This window comes from Microbacterium sp. Se63.02b (assembly GCF_014171575.1).
Classification (GTDB): Bacteria; Actinomycetota; Actinomycetes; order Actinomycetales; family Microbacteriaceae; genus Microbacterium.
Genome location: NZ_CP050453.1, coordinates 1,308,796 through 1,326,108 on the forward strand (window position 1 = coordinate 1,308,796; position 17,313 = coordinate 1,326,108).

General features: G+C 70.7%; 19 protein-coding genes and 2 pseudogenes. 16 read left to right on the forward strand and 5 right to left on the reverse strand.

The window, feature by feature from the left end; genetic code table 11:
• Positions 1–65 precede the first annotated feature (65 nt).
• Both G4G29_RS06515 and G4G29_RS21555 read left to right on the forward strand, forming a co-directional pair.
• A complete protein-coding gene (locus G4G29_RS06515; protein WP_244632470.1) occupies positions 66–773 on the forward strand; it encodes a methyltransferase dimerization domain-containing protein in 708 nt (235 codons plus the stop codon).
• Positions 755–1,054, forward strand: a complete 300-nt coding sequence (locus tag G4G29_RS21555) for a hypothetical protein (protein ID WP_244632471.1) — start codon at positions 755–757, stop codon at positions 1,052–1,054. Before G4G29_RS06515 ends, G4G29_RS21555 begins: the two co-directional genes overlap by 19 nt.
• Positions 1,055–1,207: 153 nt before the next feature.
• Here the strand turns inward: G4G29_RS21555 and G4G29_RS21560 are convergent, their stop codons facing one another.
• The 3 genes and pseudogenes from G4G29_RS21560 to G4G29_RS21570 all read right to left on the reverse strand — a co-directional run bounded on the left by G4G29_RS21560 (position 1,208) and on the right by G4G29_RS21570 (position 2,549).
• Positions 1,208–1,696: an amidohydrolase family protein gene (locus G4G29_RS21560; RefSeq protein WP_244632472.1), complete on the reverse strand. Its 489-nt coding sequence runs from the start codon at positions 1,694–1,696 to the stop codon at positions 1,208–1,210.
• Positions 1,697–1,761: 65 nt separating this feature from the next.
• Positions 1,762–1,950, reverse strand: a pseudogene (locus tag G4G29_RS21565) (amidohydrolase family protein); the annotation flags it as partial.
• The gene (locus G4G29_RS21570) at positions 1,947–2,549 is read right to left on the reverse strand and encodes a hypothetical protein (protein ID WP_244632473.1); all 603 of its coding nucleotides are present in this window, start codon (positions 2,547–2,549) and stop codon (positions 1,947–1,949) included. The gene G4G29_RS21570 and the pseudogene G4G29_RS21565, both read right to left, overlap by 4 nt.
• Positions 2,550–2,707: 158 nt before the next feature.
• Here G4G29_RS21570 and G4G29_RS06525 point away from each other — a divergent pair, with 158 nt between their 5' ends.
• Complete coding sequence (locus tag G4G29_RS06525; protein ID WP_183152222.1) at positions 2,708–4,156, forward strand: glyceraldehyde-3-phosphate dehydrogenase; 1,449 nt, start codon at positions 2,708–2,710, stop codon at positions 4,154–4,156.
• 128 nt (positions 4,157–4,284) lie between these two features.
• A pseudogene (locus G4G29_RS06530) lies at positions 4,285–5,214 on the forward strand (winged helix DNA-binding domain-containing protein); the annotation flags it as partial.
• Between the two features lie 53 nt (positions 5,215–5,267).
• Here G4G29_RS06530 and G4G29_RS21575 read toward each other — a convergent pair.
• Positions 5,268–6,386: a histidinol-phosphate transaminase gene (locus G4G29_RS21575; RefSeq protein ID WP_220174058.1), complete on the reverse strand. Its 1,119-nt coding sequence runs from the start codon at positions 6,384–6,386 to the stop codon at positions 5,268–5,270.
• A gap of 138 nt (positions 6,387–6,524) precedes the next feature.
• Here G4G29_RS21575 and G4G29_RS06535 point away from each other — a divergent pair, with 138 nt between their 5' ends.
• Genes G4G29_RS06535 through G4G29_RS06555 form a run of 6 tightly spaced genes read left to right on the forward strand, consistent with a single transcriptional unit; the run spans position 6,525 to position 11,608 of the window.
• On the forward strand, positions 6,525–7,493 hold the full coding sequence (locus tag G4G29_RS06535; RefSeq protein WP_244632474.1) for a PDR/VanB family oxidoreductase: 969 nt from the start codon (positions 6,525–6,527) through the stop codon (positions 7,491–7,493).
• A 19-nt stretch (positions 7,494–7,512) separates the two neighbouring features.
• Positions 7,513–8,715, forward strand: coding sequence for an aromatic ring-hydroxylating dioxygenase subunit alpha (locus tag G4G29_RS06540; protein WP_183152224.1), 1,203 nt, complete (start codon positions 7,513–7,515; stop codon positions 8,713–8,715).
• Position 8,716: 1 nt separating this feature from the next.
• Positions 8,717–9,232, forward strand: coding sequence for a hypothetical protein (locus G4G29_RS06545; RefSeq protein WP_183152225.1), 516 nt, complete (start codon positions 8,717–8,719; stop codon positions 9,230–9,232).
• Positions 9,229–9,846 carry a hypothetical protein gene (locus G4G29_RS23900; RefSeq protein WP_345941161.1) on the forward strand — a complete coding sequence of 206 codons (618 nt, stop codon included), beginning with the start codon at positions 9,229–9,231 and terminating at the stop codon, positions 9,844–9,846. Before G4G29_RS06545 ends, G4G29_RS23900 begins: the two co-directional genes overlap by 4 nt.
• A complete protein-coding gene (locus G4G29_RS23905; RefSeq protein ID WP_345941162.1) occupies positions 9,843–10,421 on the forward strand; it encodes an amidohydrolase family protein in 579 nt (192 codons plus the stop codon). The genes G4G29_RS23900 and G4G29_RS23905 overlap by 4 nt, the downstream gene beginning before the upstream one ends.
• Positions 10,418–11,608: a M20 family metallopeptidase gene (locus tag G4G29_RS06555; protein WP_183152226.1), complete on the forward strand. Its 1,191-nt coding sequence runs from the start codon at positions 10,418–10,420 to the stop codon at positions 11,606–11,608. The genes G4G29_RS23905 and G4G29_RS06555 overlap by 4 nt, the downstream gene beginning before the upstream one ends.
• 41 nt (positions 11,609–11,649) lie before the next feature.
• Here the strand turns inward: G4G29_RS06555 and G4G29_RS06560 are convergent, their stop codons facing one another.
• Complete coding sequence (locus tag G4G29_RS06560; RefSeq protein WP_183152227.1) at positions 11,650–12,378, reverse strand: FCD domain-containing protein; 729 nt, start codon at positions 12,376–12,378, stop codon at positions 11,650–11,652.
• 155 nt (positions 12,379–12,533) lie between these two features.
• Between G4G29_RS06560 and G4G29_RS06565 the strand changes: the two genes are divergently transcribed.
• The 6 genes from G4G29_RS06565 (at position 12,534) to G4G29_RS06580 (ending at position 17,312) form a co-directional block, all read left to right on the forward strand.
• Positions 12,534–13,808: a thiamine pyrophosphate-binding protein gene (locus G4G29_RS06565; protein WP_183152228.1), complete on the forward strand. Its 1,275-nt coding sequence runs from the start codon at positions 12,534–12,536 to the stop codon at positions 13,806–13,808.
• Positions 13,715–14,200 carry a thiamine pyrophosphate-dependent enzyme gene (locus G4G29_RS06570; RefSeq protein WP_244632657.1) on the forward strand — a complete coding sequence of 162 codons (486 nt, stop codon included), beginning with the start codon at positions 13,715–13,717 and terminating at the stop codon, positions 14,198–14,200. The genes G4G29_RS06565 and G4G29_RS06570 overlap by 94 nt, the downstream gene beginning before the upstream one ends.
• A 1-nt stretch (position 14,201) precedes the next feature.
• A complete protein-coding gene (locus G4G29_RS23360) occupies positions 14,202–14,537 on the forward strand; it encodes an aldehyde dehydrogenase family protein (RefSeq protein ID WP_202045589.1) in 336 nt (111 codons plus the stop codon).
• Between the two features lie 71 nt (positions 14,538–14,608).
• A complete protein-coding gene (locus G4G29_RS06575) occupies positions 14,609–15,640 on the forward strand; it encodes an aldehyde dehydrogenase family protein (protein WP_210274248.1) in 1,032 nt (343 codons plus the stop codon).
• A gap of 104 nt (positions 15,641–15,744) precedes the next feature.
• Positions 15,745–16,395 (forward strand): ABC transporter substrate-binding protein, encoded by a 651-nt coding sequence (locus G4G29_RS23365; protein ID WP_274601220.1) that lies wholly within the window; start codon positions 15,745–15,747, stop codon positions 16,393–16,395.
• Positions 16,311–17,312: an ABC transporter substrate-binding protein gene (locus G4G29_RS06580; protein ID WP_274601265.1), complete on the forward strand. Its 1,002-nt coding sequence runs from the start codon at positions 16,311–16,313 to the stop codon at positions 17,310–17,312. Before G4G29_RS23365 ends, G4G29_RS06580 begins: the two co-directional genes overlap by 85 nt.
• The last annotated feature ends 1 nt before the right edge of the window (position 17,313 follow it).

The following is a 17,313-nucleotide window of genomic DNA, read 5'->3' on the forward strand; positions in this document are numbered from 1 at the left end:
TTCAGTCGGCCCCTCCCTGCCCTTTAATTCCCACAGTTGTAGATAAATAACGAAAGGCCATCACCATGACCGACACCCCCACCGCCGACGCCGCGCGGATCCTCGACATCGCCACGGGCTACATGGCGTCGAAGCAGCTCTTCCATGCCAGCCGCATCGGCCTGTTCGCCGCTGTCGCCGACGGTTCGGACACGGTCTCGGCGATCGCCGTCGCGTGCGGAGTGAGCGAGCGCATCGCCCGTCTGCTCGCCGACGCCATGGCGGCCAAGGGGCTCCTGCTCCGTGCCGACGGCCGCTACGCCGTCGCCCCGGATGCCGCCGCCTACCTCACGGGCGACGACGCGGCGATCGACCTCGCCCCCTTCCTCACCTTCCTCGACGAGATCAGCTACCCGCACTGGCTCCAGTTCGCACACACCGTCGACACGACGCAGCCCGGCGACCTCCAGATGGACGACGCCCGGTGGGCGACGTTCATGGCCGGCGTCATGACGTACAACCGGCTGCACGCTCAGGAGTTCGGGCGTCACCTCGACCTTTCCGGCGCCACCAGGGCGCTCGACTTCGGTGGGCTCTCCGCCGACTTCGCGCTGTCGGTCATGGCGCAGAACCCGGCGCTGCACACGACCTTCGTCTACGCGCCCGGCTTCGAGGACGGCATCGTCGAGGCGGTCGCGGCGGCGGGGCTCGCAGACCGCACGGCCGTGGAGGTCGCGGACACGGCGACCGCGACGCCGCAGGGGAGTACGACGCCGTGTTCGCGAACCACGTGATCCACCGGTTCTCGGCGGAGGAGAACGCGCAGATCTTCCGCAATCTGCGGGCGGCCGCGGCTCCGGACGCGACCCTGACCGTGCTCGACTTCTTCCTCGACGACGACGCAGAGCAGCGGGGGATCGACGCGCTGCACGCGGGGGAGTACCTCGTGATCGACGGGACGGTCGTGTATCCCGAGTCCGAGGTTCGGGGCTGGCTGACCGATGCCGGCTGGGTGGTGCGCGACAAGGTCGCCCTGCCCGGCAGCCCGCGGGTGCTGGTCGCGACCGCGGTGTGAGACCTGCCCCGACGTCGGGAGCCCGGCGTCGGGGCCGCAGACTGGTCCGAGGGGATCAGAGGCGGGCGGCATGCGTGAACATGCCGCCCGCCGTTTTCGTGCGTGCGTGCGTCGGTCCGGGTCGCCGGGCCGCGGCGCCGCCGGACGCCCGGCTCAGTCGCGGGAGAAGACCGTGCGGCCGTCGACGATGGTCCTGTCGACCCCGAGCGACGAGAACGCGCGTCCCGGCGTCAGGGGATCCTCGTCGAGGACCGTGAGATCGGCGACCTTGCCGAGGGCGAGCGATCCCTTCCAGGCCGACGCGCCGTCCTGACGGGCGGCATCCACGGTCATCGTGCGCAACAGCCGTCGCCGTGTCTCGGCGTCGTCCACGACCCCGGCGTCGGTGAGCAGGGCGAGCGCGGCGTCGAGGCCGCGTCGCCAGTCGGGGCTCGCGATCGGGGCGTCGCTCGTCACGGTCGTCAGCGTCCCCGACGTGAGCATCTCGGCCAGGGGCCACGCGGTGGCGAGGCGGGCCTCACCGAGCTGCACGGCGGCCCACGAGTGGGTGTGCGCCGCGATGAGGGGCTGCACGGCGAAACCGGCATCCACCTCGCGCATGCGTGCGATCTGCTCGGGCGTGGCCAGGTCGCCGTGCACCACGTAGTGCGGCCGGCGGGGGCGGGGGCGTCGCGGAGGTGCTCCAGGACGGCGAGGAACTCCGCGATCGACCGGTCGCCCGTCGCGTGGACGGCGATCTGCATGCCACGGGTGGCGGCGAGCTCCACCATCCGCTGGAACGCGGACAGGGGATCGGCGCCACCGCGGGTGAGGAGGGCGCCCGTTGTGCCGTCGGCGTAGGGTTCCTCGACCCACGCGGTCGCCAGGGGTGGAATGCCGTCGGCGAAGATCTTCACGCCGGGGATCGCGAGCCACCGTCGGTCGGTCGCCGGGGAGGGGTGAGGATGCCCCGCTCGAAGTCGTCGAGTGTGCTCTCGCCGTCGATCGTCCCGAACAGTCGCAGGAGGGTGACGCGCGAGGTCTGCGCGCCCTCGCGGTGCAGCTCGCAGTATGTGTCGAGCATGTCGGTGCCGAAGCAGCCCGTCTCGCCGGCGTCCTCGCCGGGACCGATGCCGGGTTCGGTGTAGCTCGTGATGCCGAGTTCGGCGAGCAGGCGCCAGGCCCGGCGCAGGGCGGATCGCCGTTCGCCCGCAGTCGTCACGAGGGGGCCCGACGGCTGGTCCTCGGGCGCGGTGTCGGAGAAGAAGAGGTGCGGCCAGCGGGCTCCGAGCCACGCGCCGTGCAGGTGGGCGTCGTTGATGCCGGGGATCGCGGTGCGCCCGTCGAGCTCGACGACCTCGCAGGCGTCGAGCGCTTCGGCGTCGGCGTCGTGCGCGACGATCACTCCGTCGCGCACGGCGAGAGCGGTGGTGGTGCGGCCCGCGGGATCGAGGGTGTGGATGCGACCGCCGCGGATGATCAGGTCGGCGTCGTCGCCGGGAAGTGTCTCGCTCATTATTCCACCAGTGTAGACGGAAAATGCCGGGTGCCGCGAGCGGAGCGCCGCCGATTCGGCGCGCGGTTCTCAGGCTTGTACGCTGGACGCATCCCCGATTCACCCGGCAACTCGCGCGCCGGCGATCTCGGCGCGCGCTCACACATGCAAGGACGCAGATGAACGCTTCCGCGGCACACCGCGAAGGATGGACAGAGCGCGAAGAGCTGGCGGAGCGGATGATCCCGCTCATCGGCGCGCTCCGCCGCGAGCACGACGTGGTCACCTCGCTCCACGGCCACCGCCTGCTCGGGCTCTCGGCGACGGGCCTCGTCGAGGTACACGAGCGGGTCGCCCAGCTCGGCCACGAACGGCTGCCGATCGAAGACACCCTGGCGGTGCTCGAGGCGATCAGCGCCCTCGCCCCCGGTGCGTCCTCCCTCGACGTCGCGCGGCTGGTCGCCGAGCACGCCGAGAGCGACCAGCCCCTCGAGGCGTACCTCGCCGAGGTGCTCGCGCCGGCGATGGGCGCCGTCGCCGCCGAGCCGACCGACGTCGTGCTCTACGGCTTCGGGCGTATCGGCCGTCTGCTCGCGCGCATCCTGATCGCGCACACCGGCGGCGGCAGCGGGCTCCGACTGCGCGCGATCGTCGTCCGCCGCGGCGCGGAGAACGACCTCGTCAAGCGGGCGTCCCTGCTGCTGCGCGACTCCGTGCACGGCCGATTCGCCGGCTCCGTCACGGTCGACGAAGACGCCGAGCAGATCATCGCGAACGGCACGCGCATCCAGGTCATCTACTCCGACGACCCCGCGACCATCGACTACACCGCCCACGGCATCCACGACGCGATCGTCGTGGACAACACCGGGCGCTGGCGCGACGAGGCCGGCCTCTCGCAGCACCTGCGCTCGCAGGGCGTCGCCCGGGTGCTGCTCACCGCGCCGGGCAAGGGCCCCCTCAAGAACATCGTGCACGGCATCAACGACGACACCATCGTCGACTCCGACCGCATCCTGTCGGCCGCCTCGTGCACCACGAACGCCATCACGCCGGTGCTCGCGGCGATCGACGAGGCGTACGGCGTCGTCAAGGGGCACGTCGAGACGGTGCACTCGTTCACGAACGACCAGAACCTGATCGACAACTTCCACAAGGGCGACCGGCGCGGGCGCTCTGCCGTGCTCAACATGGTCATCACCGAGACCGGCGCGGCGAAGGCCGTGGCGAAAGCCCTCCCGCAGCTCGAGGGCAAGCTCACGGGGAGCTCGATCCGTGTACCCACCCCCGACGTGTCGCTCGCGGTGCTGCACCTGACGATCGAGCGCCCAGCGACCACGGAGCAGGTCAACGACTATCTGCGCCGCGTCTCGCTGCACTCGAAGCTGCGCCAGCAGATCGACTACGTCGAGAGCCCCGACGTCGTCTCCACCGACTTCGTCGGCTCGCACCGTGCCGGCATCGTCGACGGGCTCGCCACGATCGCCGACGAGGACACCCTGATCCTGTACGTCTGGTATGACAACGAGTTCGGCTACTCGTGCCAGGTCATCCGGGTGCTCGAGGTCATGGCCGGTTCGCACCCGATCGTGCTCCCGGAGCGCCGCGAGGTCACCCTGCAGGGCTGACCGCCCTGCGCCGCGTCGGAGGCGCCCGGCATGATGGGGTCATGAAGACCGCGACCCTTCGCGCCGAGCGCCTCCGATCGCACCGTCTGACCGCGCCGACGCGCACCGTGACGGATGCCGCGCACCACATGCTCGCCGTGCAGAGCCAGGACTTCACGGCCGGACGGTGGGCGCTCGCCGTGCGCACCCGCGGCGATGTGCGGCTGCGCGACGTGGATCGGGCGTTCGACCGCGGCGACCTCGTACGGGCATGGACCATGCGTGGCACGCTGCACACCGTGCCGGCTCGTGACCTCGGCTGGATGCTGGAGGTCACGGCGGGGCGGCAGCGGCAGCAGGCGGCCTCTCGGCATCGCGACCTCGGCATCGACGACGACATGATCGCCGCGGCCGTGCGTGCGTTGACCCCGCAGCTGCGAGACGGCGGGCGCACGCGGGCCGAGGTGTTCGAGATCCTGCAGAGCGTCGGCATCGACCCTACGGGGCAGCGCGGCATCCATCTGCTGTTCACCCTGACGATCGACGGCCTCATCTGCCAGGGACCCGTGGTCGCGAGGGCCGGCATCACCAGGGAGCAGCGCTTCGTGCTGGTCGACGAGCACATCCGGGAGCACGCGCGGCCGGACGACCCTCTCGCCGAGCTCTTCGTGCGCTACATCGACGGGCACGGACCCGCCGGCGTCGCCGACTTCGCATGGTGGTCGGGTCTCACTCTCGGGCAGTCCCGCGAGGCCGTGGTGCACGCCGCCGCCCGTGTGACCGAGGTCGAAGACGGGCTGTTCGTCGCGCGCGCACATCCGCGTCGTCCGGCCGGTGCGTCGAGTGTGCTCGCCCTCGGCGCGTTCGACGAGTACTACATCTCGTACGCCGACCGCACGGCTGTCGCGGCGCCCGAGCACCTGTCCGCCATCGGCCCCGGCAAGAACGGCATGGTGCGCGCCACGCTCGTCGAGGACGGTCGCGTGATCGGCTGCTGGACGCACGCGACGGCCGCCAGAGACACCCCGCCCGAGCTGTTCGACACCCCGGCGGACGCGGCGGCGGTCGAGGCCGCCCTCACCCGGTTCTCGGTGTTCCTCGGGAGTGACGCCGTCCGAGGAACACCGTGCTCTCAGCTTCTCGCGAGCGCGGGGGCGACTTCCGGCGAGGCGGCGACGAAGGCGGCGATCTCCGGCGCGAGCGCGATCAGGATGTCGTTGGCCTCGGTCTCGGCGACCGTGGCGCGCAGTCCCTCTCCGGCGAACGGGCGCACGAGCAGGCCGTGACGCTCCAGCAGTTCGGCGACGGCCGTTGTCGCCTCGCCGAGCGGCAGCCAGACGAAGTTGCCCTTGCTCTCCGGAAGCGGGAAGCCGGCTGCGGCGAAGGCGGCGATCACGCGCTCGCGCTCCGCGACGAGCGACGCGACGCGCGCACCGAGTTCCTCTTCGGCCGCGAGCGAGGCCACGGCGGCGGTCTGTGCGAGGTTCGTGACGCCGAACGGGATGGCGACCTTGCGCAGCGCGATGCCCAGCGGTGCCGGTGCGATCGCGTAGCCGACGCGCATCCCGGCGAGTCCGTACGCCTTCGAGAACGTGTGCGCGACGGCGACGTTGGCGTGGCGGCGGAAATGCTCGATCCCGACCGGGGAGTCCGTGCGGTCGTTGAACTGCACGTACGCCTCGTCGATCACGACGACGATGTCGGAGGGCACGCTAGCGAGGAATCGGTCGAGCTCGGCTTCGCCGATGGTCGTCCCCGTCGGGTTGTTCGGGTTGCAGACGAGGATGAGGCGGGTGCGCTCGGTGATGGCTGCGAGCATGCCGTCGAGGTCGTGCCGGTGATCGGCGGTGAGGGGCACGGGAACAGGCACGGCGCCGGCCGCCCTGACCAGCATCGGATACGCCTCGAAGGAGCGCCAGGCGAAGAGCACCTCGTCGCCCTCGCCGGCGGTCGCGCGGATGAGCTGCGAGACGACCTCGACCGAGCCGCTGCCGAGCACGATGTTGACGGGGTCGACCCCGAACCGCTCGCACAGCACGGAGGTGAGGGCGGTCGCCGCGGTCTCGGGGTAGCGGTTGATGTGGGCGAGCTGGTCGGCGATCGCCGCCGTCACGGAGGGGAGCGGAGGATAGGGGTTCTCGTTCGAGGAGATCTTGTGCACCGCGTCTGCCGTCTCGGACTGCGGTGCAGCCTTTCCCGGCTTGTAGCCCGGGATCGCGTCCAGGTCTCCGCGCAGTCTCAGCTCCGACATCCGATCGCCCTTCTCTCGTGCCCGCTCCGGCCGTGTCCGTTTGACAGGCCCAGGGCGGACTTCATACTATCGTAATTGAATATAACGAATGTTGTCAATTGATCTCCCGGTCGGGACGACGGAAGGAGCGGAGCGACGGTGCCCCACACAGCGGTCGAAACCCCGGAGCAGCGCTTCACCCTGCGCGTGCGCGCCATGCGCCAGGAGGCGCGTGACGTGCTGTCCCTCGAGCTCGATGCCCCCGACGGCGCCGAGCTGCCGGCGTGGGAACCGGGCGCGCACATCGATCTCCGGTTCGCGAACGGCGTCGAACGCCAGTACTCCCTGTGCTCCGATCCCGACGACCGCACGATGTGGCGGGTCGCGGTCCTCGCCGAGAGCCCCAGCCGTGGTGGTTCGCGCCACGTGCACCAGAGCCTGCGCGTCGGCGACCTCGTCACCGTCTCGGCACCCATCAACCACTTCGCGCTCGCACCGGACGCGGAGTACGTCTTCATCGCCGGCGGCATCGGCATCACACCGATCCTGCCGATGCTGGCCGACGCCACCAGGCGTGGCGTCCCGTGGCGACTCGCCTACCTCGGCTCGGCGGGGGAGCGCATGGCGTTCCTCTCGGCGCCGCAGCTCGCCGGCGGGGAGACCCTGCTCGTGCGCGGCGACACCGACGACCGCCTCGATCTGGCGGCATGGATCGGCGCCCCTGCGGCCGACACCGGCGTGTACGCCTGCGGCCCCGAGCGGATGCTCGACGCGCTCGAACAGCTCAGCGCGGACTGGCCGCGTGGCGTGCTGCACGTCGAGAGGTTCCAGGCCAAGACCTTCGGTGAATCGCAGGGGGCCGACTCCTTCGAGGTCGTCGCCCGCCGCTCCGACCTCGTGGTGACGGTCGACCGGGGCTGCAGCATCCTCGAGATGCTCGAGAACGCCGGCATCGGCGTGCCCAGCTCGTGCCTCGAGGGCGTGTGCGGCACCTGCGAGACCGCCGTCATCGATGGCGCCCCCGAGCACCGGGACTCGGTCCTCACCCCTGACGAGCGGGAGAGCAACGAGACGATGATGATCTGCGTCTCCCGCTCTCTCGGCGACCGGCTCGTCCTCGACATCTGACCAACGAACGGAGCGACCAATGGACACCGGAACCGCATACGGGCTGCGCCTCGGGCAGCCACTCGACGAACTCGCGCAGGTCGGGCCAGGCACGCCCTACGGCGAGGTGCTGCGTCGCTACTGGCACCCGGTCGCGAAGGTCGAGGATGCGACGACGCGCCCGATCTCGCTGCGGGTGCTGGGGGAGGAACTCGTGCTGTTCCGCACCAGGAAGGGCAAGGCGGGTCTCCTGCATCCGCGTTGCATCCACCGCGGCGCCTCGCTGTTCTACGGCGGTGTCGAAGATGAGGGCATCCGCTGCTGCTATCACGGCTGGGTGTTCGACACCGAGGGTCACTGCCTGGAGCAGCCGTGCGAACCCGAACTCGGGCTGCACCGCGACCGTGTGCGGCAGCCGTGGTATCCCGTCGAAGAGCAGTACGGCCTGATCTGGGCCTACATGGGACCGCCGGAGAAGAAGCCGGTCCTTCCGCGCTACGACACGCTCGAGGAGCTCGGCGACGGCGAGCAGCTCATCGTGAACGACCAGGGAGTGGGCGGCGGCGGCCCTGCCGAGCTCGACTTCAACTGGCTGCAGCACTGGGAGAACGTCATGGATCCGTTCCACGTGCCGATCCTGCACGCGCGCTTCAGCGGCAACCAGTTCACACCCGAGATGGCGCTGATCCCCGAGGTCAGCTACGAGTACACGCCGCTGGGGGTGCGGAGCATCCAGATGCGCGAACTGGGCGACGGGCGCCAGCTGCGCCGCGTCACCGAGGTCATCTTCCCGAACCTGCGCGTGGTCGCCAGCCCCAAGCTCGCCTCCGGCCAGACGAACATGATCGGCTGGGTCGTGCCGATGGACGACACGCACTTCCGCATCTTCACGGTCGCGCGCGACAGCGACCCCGACTTCCTCGCGAAGCTCCGCTCCACGCACGAGGGCAAGCCGTGGAAGGAGCTCACCGACCTGGAGCACCAGCGGCTTCCCGGCGACTACGAGGCCCAGAAGTCGCAGGGCGCCATCTCGCTGCATTCCGAGGACCACCTCACCACGACCGACCAGGGCATCGCGATGATCCGCCGCATGATGGCCAAGCAGCATCGTGCCGTCGCCGGGGGCGGCGATCCGGTTGGCGTGTTCTTCGACGACTCGGAGCGCCTGGTGCGCATCGAGGGCGGCAACTACTTCGAGGGAGCCCCCGACGCGCCGCTGCTCGCCGACGCGGTGGACGACTGACATGGCCAAGTACACGGCGCGACCGCCGCGGGGCGACCGGCCGGTGCTCGTCCTCGGCATCAGCGACGTGGTGGTGATCGAGGGCGAGCCGACCGTGCCCGTCACGATGCACCACCTGTCGGCGTGGGGGCGCTGGGTGCGCGACGTCGCGATCCCGGACGCCGCGGCGCAGCGCCTGCACGACCTCGCCGCGCATTTCGACATCGTGTGGGCATCGGAGTGGGGGCACAACGCCCACACCGCGTTCCGCGAGCCGCTCGAGCTGCCGGAGGAGCCGTGGCCGTTCCTTCCGGTGCAGTTCGACAAGCTCGCCCACATCCGCCGGTACGCCGACGGTCTGCCGTGGGTCTGGGTCGACGACCCGCTCGTCGACCTGAGCGGCGAGCCCCCGGAGTGCGAGGACGGCATCGTGGTGCGGGTCGACCCCGCTGCCGGCATCCTCAGCCTGGATGTCGATGATCTGCTGACGAGGACGCGGGAGCTCGTCGAGCGCCGCACGAAGGAGGAGGACGCATGACGGATGCCGTCGCGATCGTGGGAGGACGGGTCGTCACGGGACTCGGCGAGGAGTTCGATGGCGGCGCGGTGCTGCTGATCGACGGCCTCATCGAGGCCGTCGGCGCGGACGTCGTCGTGCCAGCGGGCGCGCGCGTGATCGACGCCGCGGGATGCTGGGTGCTGCCGGGGCTCATCGACCCGCACAGCCACATCGGTGCCCACGAGGAGGCCAACGGACCCGCCGGCTTCGACGGCAGCGAGGTCTCGTCGCCCGTCACCGCGGGAGTGCGCGCTCTCGATGCGATCAACATCGAGGACATCGCCTTCCGCGACGCGCTCGCCGGCGGCATCACGGCCGTCGTGGTCAAACCCGGATCGGGCAACCCGATCGGCGGACAGAGCGTGGCCATCAAGACCGCCGGCGGCCGCTCGGTCGATGAGCAGGTGATCCGCGCGGCCCTCGGCATGAAGTCGGCGCTCGGCGAGAACCCCAAGCAGGCGTACGGGGAGCGCAAGCAGCTGCCGTCGACCCGTCTCGGCATCGCGCTCGTCATCCGGCAGGCGCTCATGGACGCGCGGGACTACGGCGCGCGGCGGGACAAGGCCAGGGCCGAAGGGCGCCGTTCGCCGTGAACCTCGGCATGCAGGCGCTCACCGAGGCGCTCGACGGCACCCTGACCTGGGAGCAGCACGCGCACCGCCACGACGACATCGCCACCTCGTTGCGCATCGCGGAGGAGTTCGGTCTGCGCCTCGTGCTCAACCACGGCACCGAGGCGCACAAGCTCGCCGACGTCCTCGCCGCCCGCGACATCCCGGTCATCTACGGTCCGATCCTCTCGACCAGGTCGAAGGTCGAGGTGCGGGAGGCCGACCCCGCGAACCTCGCCGCGCTCGCCGCCGCCGGCGTGCGCGTCGCGCTCACGACCGACCATCCCGTCGTGCCGATCGGCCTGCTCGCGATGCAGGCGGCCGTCGCCGTGCGGGCGGGACTGCCGAGGCAGACCGCGCTCGCCGCGATGACCTCGACCGCAGCGTCCATCGCCGGCATCGACGACAGGGTCGGCGCGCTGGAGCCGGGGAGGGACGGCGATGTGGTTCTGTGGAGCGGAGACCCCCTCGACGTCGCCTCGACCGTCCGGGAGGTCCTCATCGACGGCCGCACCGTGTACGTGTCGGGCGGGGCATCGCAGAAGGAGAAGGCATGACGCTGCGTGATGACGCCGCCCGGTTGCTGCCGGAGCTGGTGACACTGCGGCGGGAGCTGCACCGCATCCCCGAGCCGGGCTTCGACCTGCCGCAGACCCAGCGCGCCGTGCTCGACGCACTGGAGGGTCTCGGACTGGAGATCACCTCCGGCACCGACCTGAGCTCGGTCACCGCGGTCCTTCGCGGGGCCGTCGACGGTCCCTCCGTGCTGCTGCGCGGCGACATGGATGCGCTCGCGATCGTCGAGGAGACCGGTCTCGACTATGCCGCGACCAACGGGGCGATGCACGCGTGCGGACACGACCTGCACGTCGCAGGGCTCGTGGGTGCCGCGCGGTTGCTCGCCGCGCGCCGCGACCGCATCGCGGGGTCCGTGGTGTTCATGTTCCAGCCCGGCGAGGAGGCAGGGGGCGGGGCTCCGCTCATGATCCGCGACGGTGTGCTCGAGGCCTCGGGGCGCAGGGTCGAGGCCGCGTACGGCATCCATGTCGGCCCGGGGGAGCGCGGACGGTTCCAGCTCAAGCCGGGCACGATCATGGCCGGTGCGAACGTGTTGAAGGTTCGCGTGCACGGGCGAGGCGGGCACGGCTCCCGTCCGCAGCAGGCCGTGGATCCGGTGCCCGTGGTGGCAGAGCTCGTGCTCGCCCTGCAGGCATGGGTGACGCGCCGCGTCGATGTGTTCGACCCCGTGGTGCTGTCCGTCACGACGCTCTACGCGGGCGAGATCACGAACGTGATCCCCGAGGAGGCCGGGTTCGCGGCGACCCTGCGAACCCTGTCCGAGGCCTCGATCGCCCAGGCGCAGGCAGAGCTGCCTCCGCTCATCGAGAGGATCGCCGCGGCGCACGGCTGCACGGTCGACGTCGAGGTCATCGTCGGCTACCCCGTCACGGTCAACACGGCGCCGGAGACGGCCGCGGCGACGGAGGTGCTGCGCACCACGTTCGGCGACGACCGCGTGGAAGAGCTCGACGTCCCCTGGATGGCATCCGAGGACTTCTCATTCGTGCTCAGGGAGGTACCGGGCACGTTCCTCTTCCTGTGCGCGACCCCGCCGCACGTCGACCCCGACGACATCCCGATGAACCACTCGCCGCATGCGCAGTTCGACGACGCCGTGCTGGGCGACCAGGCGGCCGCACTCGCCGCGCTGGCCTGGCGGCACGTGGGGGTCGGGGACGCGTAGTCCCGCTGCGGCGCCCGTCGGACGGCGCCGCGGCGTCCGCGTCAGCGGCCGAGGGTGCGGTGGTCGAGCACGGCCTTGCGGCCCACCTCCGGGTCGCCGGAGCGGATCGCGGCGATGAGGGCCTCGTGGATGCGCAGACGCTCGTCCGTGTCCTGGCGGAATCCGGGCACGGCCAGGGCGTCCTCGCTCGCGGCGCCGGCCGTCTCGCCCTCGATGTAGTCGACGAGGTTGAGGTAGAACGTGCGCAGCACGGCGTTGGGCGAGATCTCGGCGATCCTTCGGTGGAGTCGCCAGTTGCCGTGCAGACCCTCGATCGGGTCGTGCCAGTGCTCCGTGAGCTCCGCCATCACGGCGTCGAGGTCGGCGATGTCGGCATCCGTGCGGTTGTGCACCGCGTCCTGCATGACCGCCTCGTCGAGCGCATCCAGCACCTTGATGACGTCGTTCACGGGCGCCCCCGTCTGCCGCAGACGCAGCACGCTGTGCGCCAGGCGGATCAGCGGCGACTGGTCGGCGACGAAGATGCCACCGCCGGGTCCAGGGCGCAGATCGACGGAGCCGCGGGCGCGCAGCACGCGCAGTGCTTCGCCCAGCGTCGCCGGCGCCACGCCGAACTGCTCGCACAGCTCCTGCCGCGTACCGATCCGGTGTCCCGGCTCGAGTCCTTCGGACTTGATCATCGCCTCGACCTCGGTGACCACGCGGTCGGCGACGGACTGCGCGGGGGCGACGCGCTGGAAGGTGCGCGCTTCATCCTGGGTGGTTGCCACGGGGGTCCTTCGGTTGGAGGGGGCGGGGCGGATCTCTCACATCCTAAGGAGCGAGCGGCGAGCAGGGGCGGTGTCCCCGGGCGATTCTCCCATTTGCCATAATTGAATGTATCTAATACAGTCAATCACGCAATGCCGCTCACGAGAGGAAACAGATGACCGACCACACCGGTGGCGATCTGCTCGCAGACTCCCTCATCAACCAGGGAGTCTCACGGATCTTCGGTATTCCGGGCGTTCAGCTCGATGCCGCCGCAGACGCCCTCCACGCCCGCGCCGACAAGGTCGACTTCCTCTGCGCCCGCAACGAGCAGGCCACGACCTACATGGCCGACGGCTACGCACGGAGCACCGGAGACGTCGGTGTCGCGATGGTCGTGCCAGGACCGGGAGTCCTCAACGCCCTCTCCGGCGTCGCCACCGGATACTCCGCGAACTCGCCCATGCTCCTCATCGCCGGGCAGATCGACTCGCAGGCCATCGGCCGTGGTCTCGGCGCCCTGCACGAGATCCCCGACCAGACCGGCATCCTGCAGCGGCTCACGAAGTGGACGGGCACCGCCCGGTCCGCCGATGAGATCCCCGGCCTCGTCCACGAGGCCTTCACCCAGCTGCGCACCGGGCGACCGCGCCCCGTCGCGATCGAGGTGCCGCCGGACGTGCTGGCTGCCACGTCGCGCGCCGCGGCCGCCGAGCGCGTCGCCGCCGCGCCCCTGACGCCCGACGAGCAGCAGATCCGCGCGGCCGCCGCGCGCCTCGTCGCCGCGAAGCGCCCGATGATCGTCGTCGGCGGCGGAGTGCTCGCGGCGAACGCGTCGGTCGCGCTCCAGGCGCTCGCCGAGGCGCTGGAGGCCCCGGTGCTGATGACCGAGAACGGCCGCGGTGCGATCGACGCCAGGCACCGCCTCGCCTTCGACGCCCTCGCGCTCCGGGCCTTCCGCGAAGACGCCGACCTGGTGCTCGCGGTCGGCACGCGCTTCGTCTCGACGTTCGGCACGCAGGTCGACACGAACGGCGCCCCCGTCATCCTCGTCAACGCCGAGGCGGCCGACCTCGAAGGACCGAGGGCCGCGGTGCAGACCCTGCACGCGGACGCCCGCCTCGCCCTGGCTGCGCTCGCGGCGGAGGTCGGGTCGCCGGCGCGCGAATCGCGCGAGAGCGAGTTCGCTCGGGTGCGCACGTGGATCGCCGAGCAGTTCGCCGACATCGCCCCCAGCGCGAGTACCTCGCCGCCATCCGCGGAGCGCTCCCCGAAGACGGCGTCTTCGTCAGCGAGTTCACCCAGGTCGGCTACGCGGCCAGTGCGTCGTACCCCGCATACCAGCCGCGTACCTACATCGGGCCCGGCTACCAGGGCACCCTCGGGTACGGCTTCGCCACCGCGCTCGGCGTCAAGGCGGCCGACCCCTCGCGGGCGGTGGTCTCGGTGAACGGCGACGGCGGGTTCTCGTGGACGCTTCAGGAGCTGTCCACGGCCAAGCGGTACGGTCTCGGGCTCGTGACGATCGTCTTCCACGACGGCTTCTACGGCAACGTGCGCCGCATCCAGAAGAACCGCTACGGCGCGCGGTACTTCGCGAGCGATCTCACCAACCCCGACTACGGCAAGCTCGCCGACGCGTTCGGGATCCGCTCCGCGCGGGCGTACACCCCGCAGGAGCTGGCCGGGGTGCTCGCGGATGCCGTGCCGGCCAACGAGCCGATCCTGATCGACGTCCCGGTGGGGGAGTTCCCCTCGCCGTGGCACCTCATCCACGAGGGTGTGCCGCGTCCGGCGCCTCTCGCACCCGACGCGCACCTGGTGCAGAGGGCCGGGGTCTGACATGGTCATCGGGCACGACATCGCCGGCATCAGGGAGGACGCCGCAGGGCAGGCCTCCATCGATGTCGTCAGCCCGGCCGACGGCACCGTGATCGGCGCCGTCGTCGCAGGAGGTCCCGCCGACGTCGATCGGGCGGTGGCCGCGGCCGCGGAGGCGTTCGGCAGCTGGTCCACGACGCCGATGTCGCAGCGCATCGCTCACGTCCAGGCGCTCGCCGAGGGGTTGGCGCGCCACCGGGAGCTGCTCGCTGAGACGTTGAGCGCCGAGATGGGCTCGCCGATCGCGTTCGCGCGTTCCGCCCAGGTGGGGGTGGCGATCGCCGATCTCTCCTCCTGATCGAGGCCGCCCGCGCTCATGTCGAGCGTGCGGCGGTCTCGAACTCCCTCGTCGTGTCGGAGCCGGTGGGCGTGGTCGCTGCGATCACCCCGTGGAACTTCCCGCTGCACCAGATCATGCTCAAGGTCGGCGCGGCCGTCCTCGCCGGATGCACCGTGGTGCTCAAGCCGAGCGAGGCCGCGCCGCTCAACGCCGCGATCGTCGGCGACATCCTCCGCGAGATCGGACTCCCGGCCGGCGTCGTCAACATCGTGCACGGCGACGGCGCCGGTGTCGGCGCACCGCTGGTGGCGCACCCCGGCGTCGACATGGTGACCTTCACCGGTTCGCGGCAGGTGGGCGAGCATGTGGCGCGCGCGGCCGCCGCGACCATCAAGAAGGTCGCCCTCGAGCTCGGCGGCAAGTCCGCGGCGATCGTCCTCGACGACGCGCCCCTCGAGGAGTCGGTGCGCGGTGTGCTGGCCTCGTGCTTCGCGAATGCCGGGCAGACCTGCGCCGCGCAGACCAGGGTTCTGGTGCCGGCGGGTATGCAGGAGGCGTGGCAGCGGGCCGTCGTCGAGGTCGCGGCCGGCTGGGCGCCCGGTGACCCGCGCGTCGAGGTCACCGCGACGGGTCCCCTCGCCTCGGAGCTGCAGCGCGAGCGCGTGCGCGCGCACATCGCCACCGCGATCGACGAGGGCGCGCGCGTGCTCACCGGCGGCCTCGATATCGTCGAACCGACGGCCGGTGGCGCGTACGTGCAGCCCACGATCTTCACCGATGTGACGCCCGACATGCGGATCTTCCACGAGGAGGTCTTCGGTCCGGTGCTCACGATCACTCCCTACGCCACGGTCGATGAGGCTGTCGACCTGGCGAACGACAGCGTGTACGGACTGTCGGGCGGTGTGTGGTCGAGCGATCCTCGACGCGCGCTCGGCATCGCGCTGCGCATGCGGACGGGGACCGTCGGCATCAACGGCGCCGGGCTCGATGTGGGTGCTCCCTTCGGGGGGTACAAGCAGTCGGGTGTCGGCCGGGAGTGCGGGGTGCACGGGTTCGAGGAGTTCCTCGAGCTCAAGTCGGTGATGGGCGCCGCCGCCCTCGTCGACGACCATTCGTGACCGGTAACAATCTCGAAACACCGCCGACACGAGGCAATAAAGAGCAATTCATAACATTCAATTAGGTGGAACCCGCCCGAGGGTTCCGTGAAGAGAGGACACCCATGAGACGCAGCATCGTAGCCGCGGTCGTCGGCGTGACGGCACTCGCCCTGACCGGCTGCGCCGGCGGGGGAGACGGAGGAGGCGAAGGCACGGTCGAGAAGGCCACCATCGCCATCGCCGCGGATCCCGGTTCGCTCAACCCGATCACGAACGCCACCCAGGCAGGGCAGGAGGTCTCGGCGTACCTGTACGAGACGCTCATGTCCTTCGCCCACGGCAAGGACGCCGAGGGGCTGCTCGCCGAGAGCTGGACCGAGTCGACGACCGAGGTCTCGTTCGTTCTGAAGGACGGCATCGTCTGCACGGACGGCTCCGATCTCACGGCGTCCGACGTGAAGGCCTCGTTCGACTACGCCGCCGATCCTGAGACGGCCTCACCGTACGCGGGCGTCTACTTCCCCGGCGAGGGCCTGACGGTCGAGGCCGACGACGCCTCGCGCACCGTGACGTTCACCAGCGCGCAGCCGCAGAGCTTCCTGCTCAGCAACATCGGCCAGATGCCTGTCGTGTGCGCGGCCGGCGTCGACGACCCCGCGTCGCTCGACGCCACCCCGTCGGCACGGGCATCTACACGCTCGAGGACTCCTCGCCCGGTCAGACCTACACGCTCGCCCTGCGCGACGACTACACCTGGGGTCCCGGCGACGTGACCAGCGAGACGGAAGGCCTGCCGAAGACGGTCGAGCTCGAAGTCGTCGACACCGAGCCGACCCGCGCCAACATGCTCCTGTCGTCCGAGATCAACGTCGCCGAGGTCGGCGGCACCGATCGCGACCGGCTCGAGAGCGGCGACCTGTTCACGATCGACGTGCCGGCGCGACCCGGTCTGATGTTCTTCAACCAGGCAGAGGGGCGTCCCACCAACGACCTGCTCGTGCGGGAGGGCATCGCCGGCGGAATCGACCGCGATGAGGTCGCCTCGGTCTCCACGGGTGGCCGCGGCGAACTGATGACCTCGCTCGTCTCCTCGTTCACCGCGGTGTGCGTCGGGGCCGATGCCACGACCTCGCTCATCGGCTTCGACGCCGATGCCGCGGCCGCATCGCTCGACGAGGCCGGCTGGACGGTCGGCGCCGACGGCGTGCGCGAGAAGGACGGTGCGAAGCTCGCCCTGAGCTTCGTCTATCCCTCCACCGAGGCGCAGTCGGTCGTCGCCGGCATCGAGCTCATCCAGCAGCAGCTGGCCGAGATCGGCGTCGAGGTCACGCCCAGCCCGTCGTCGTCGTACACCGACGTCATCTTCCAGGGCGGCGACTGGGACCTCATCTGGGCCCCGATCTCCACCACGCTGCCCTCGACCTGGGCCGGCATCCTCGCCGGGGACTTCCCCCCGAACGGCGGCAACTGGACGTACAACACGAACCAGGAGTTCTTCGACCTCACGGCCGAGGCGCAGCAGCTTGCCGGCGAAGAGAGCTGCGACGCCTGGACGGCGGCACAGGCCTCGGCGATCGGTAACCTCGAGGTGATGCCGTTCGCGGAGTCCACCAGCACCCTGTACGGCGCCGGCGTGGAGTTCGAGGTCACCACCAACGGACTGCTCATCCCGACGAGCCTCCGAGGCTAGG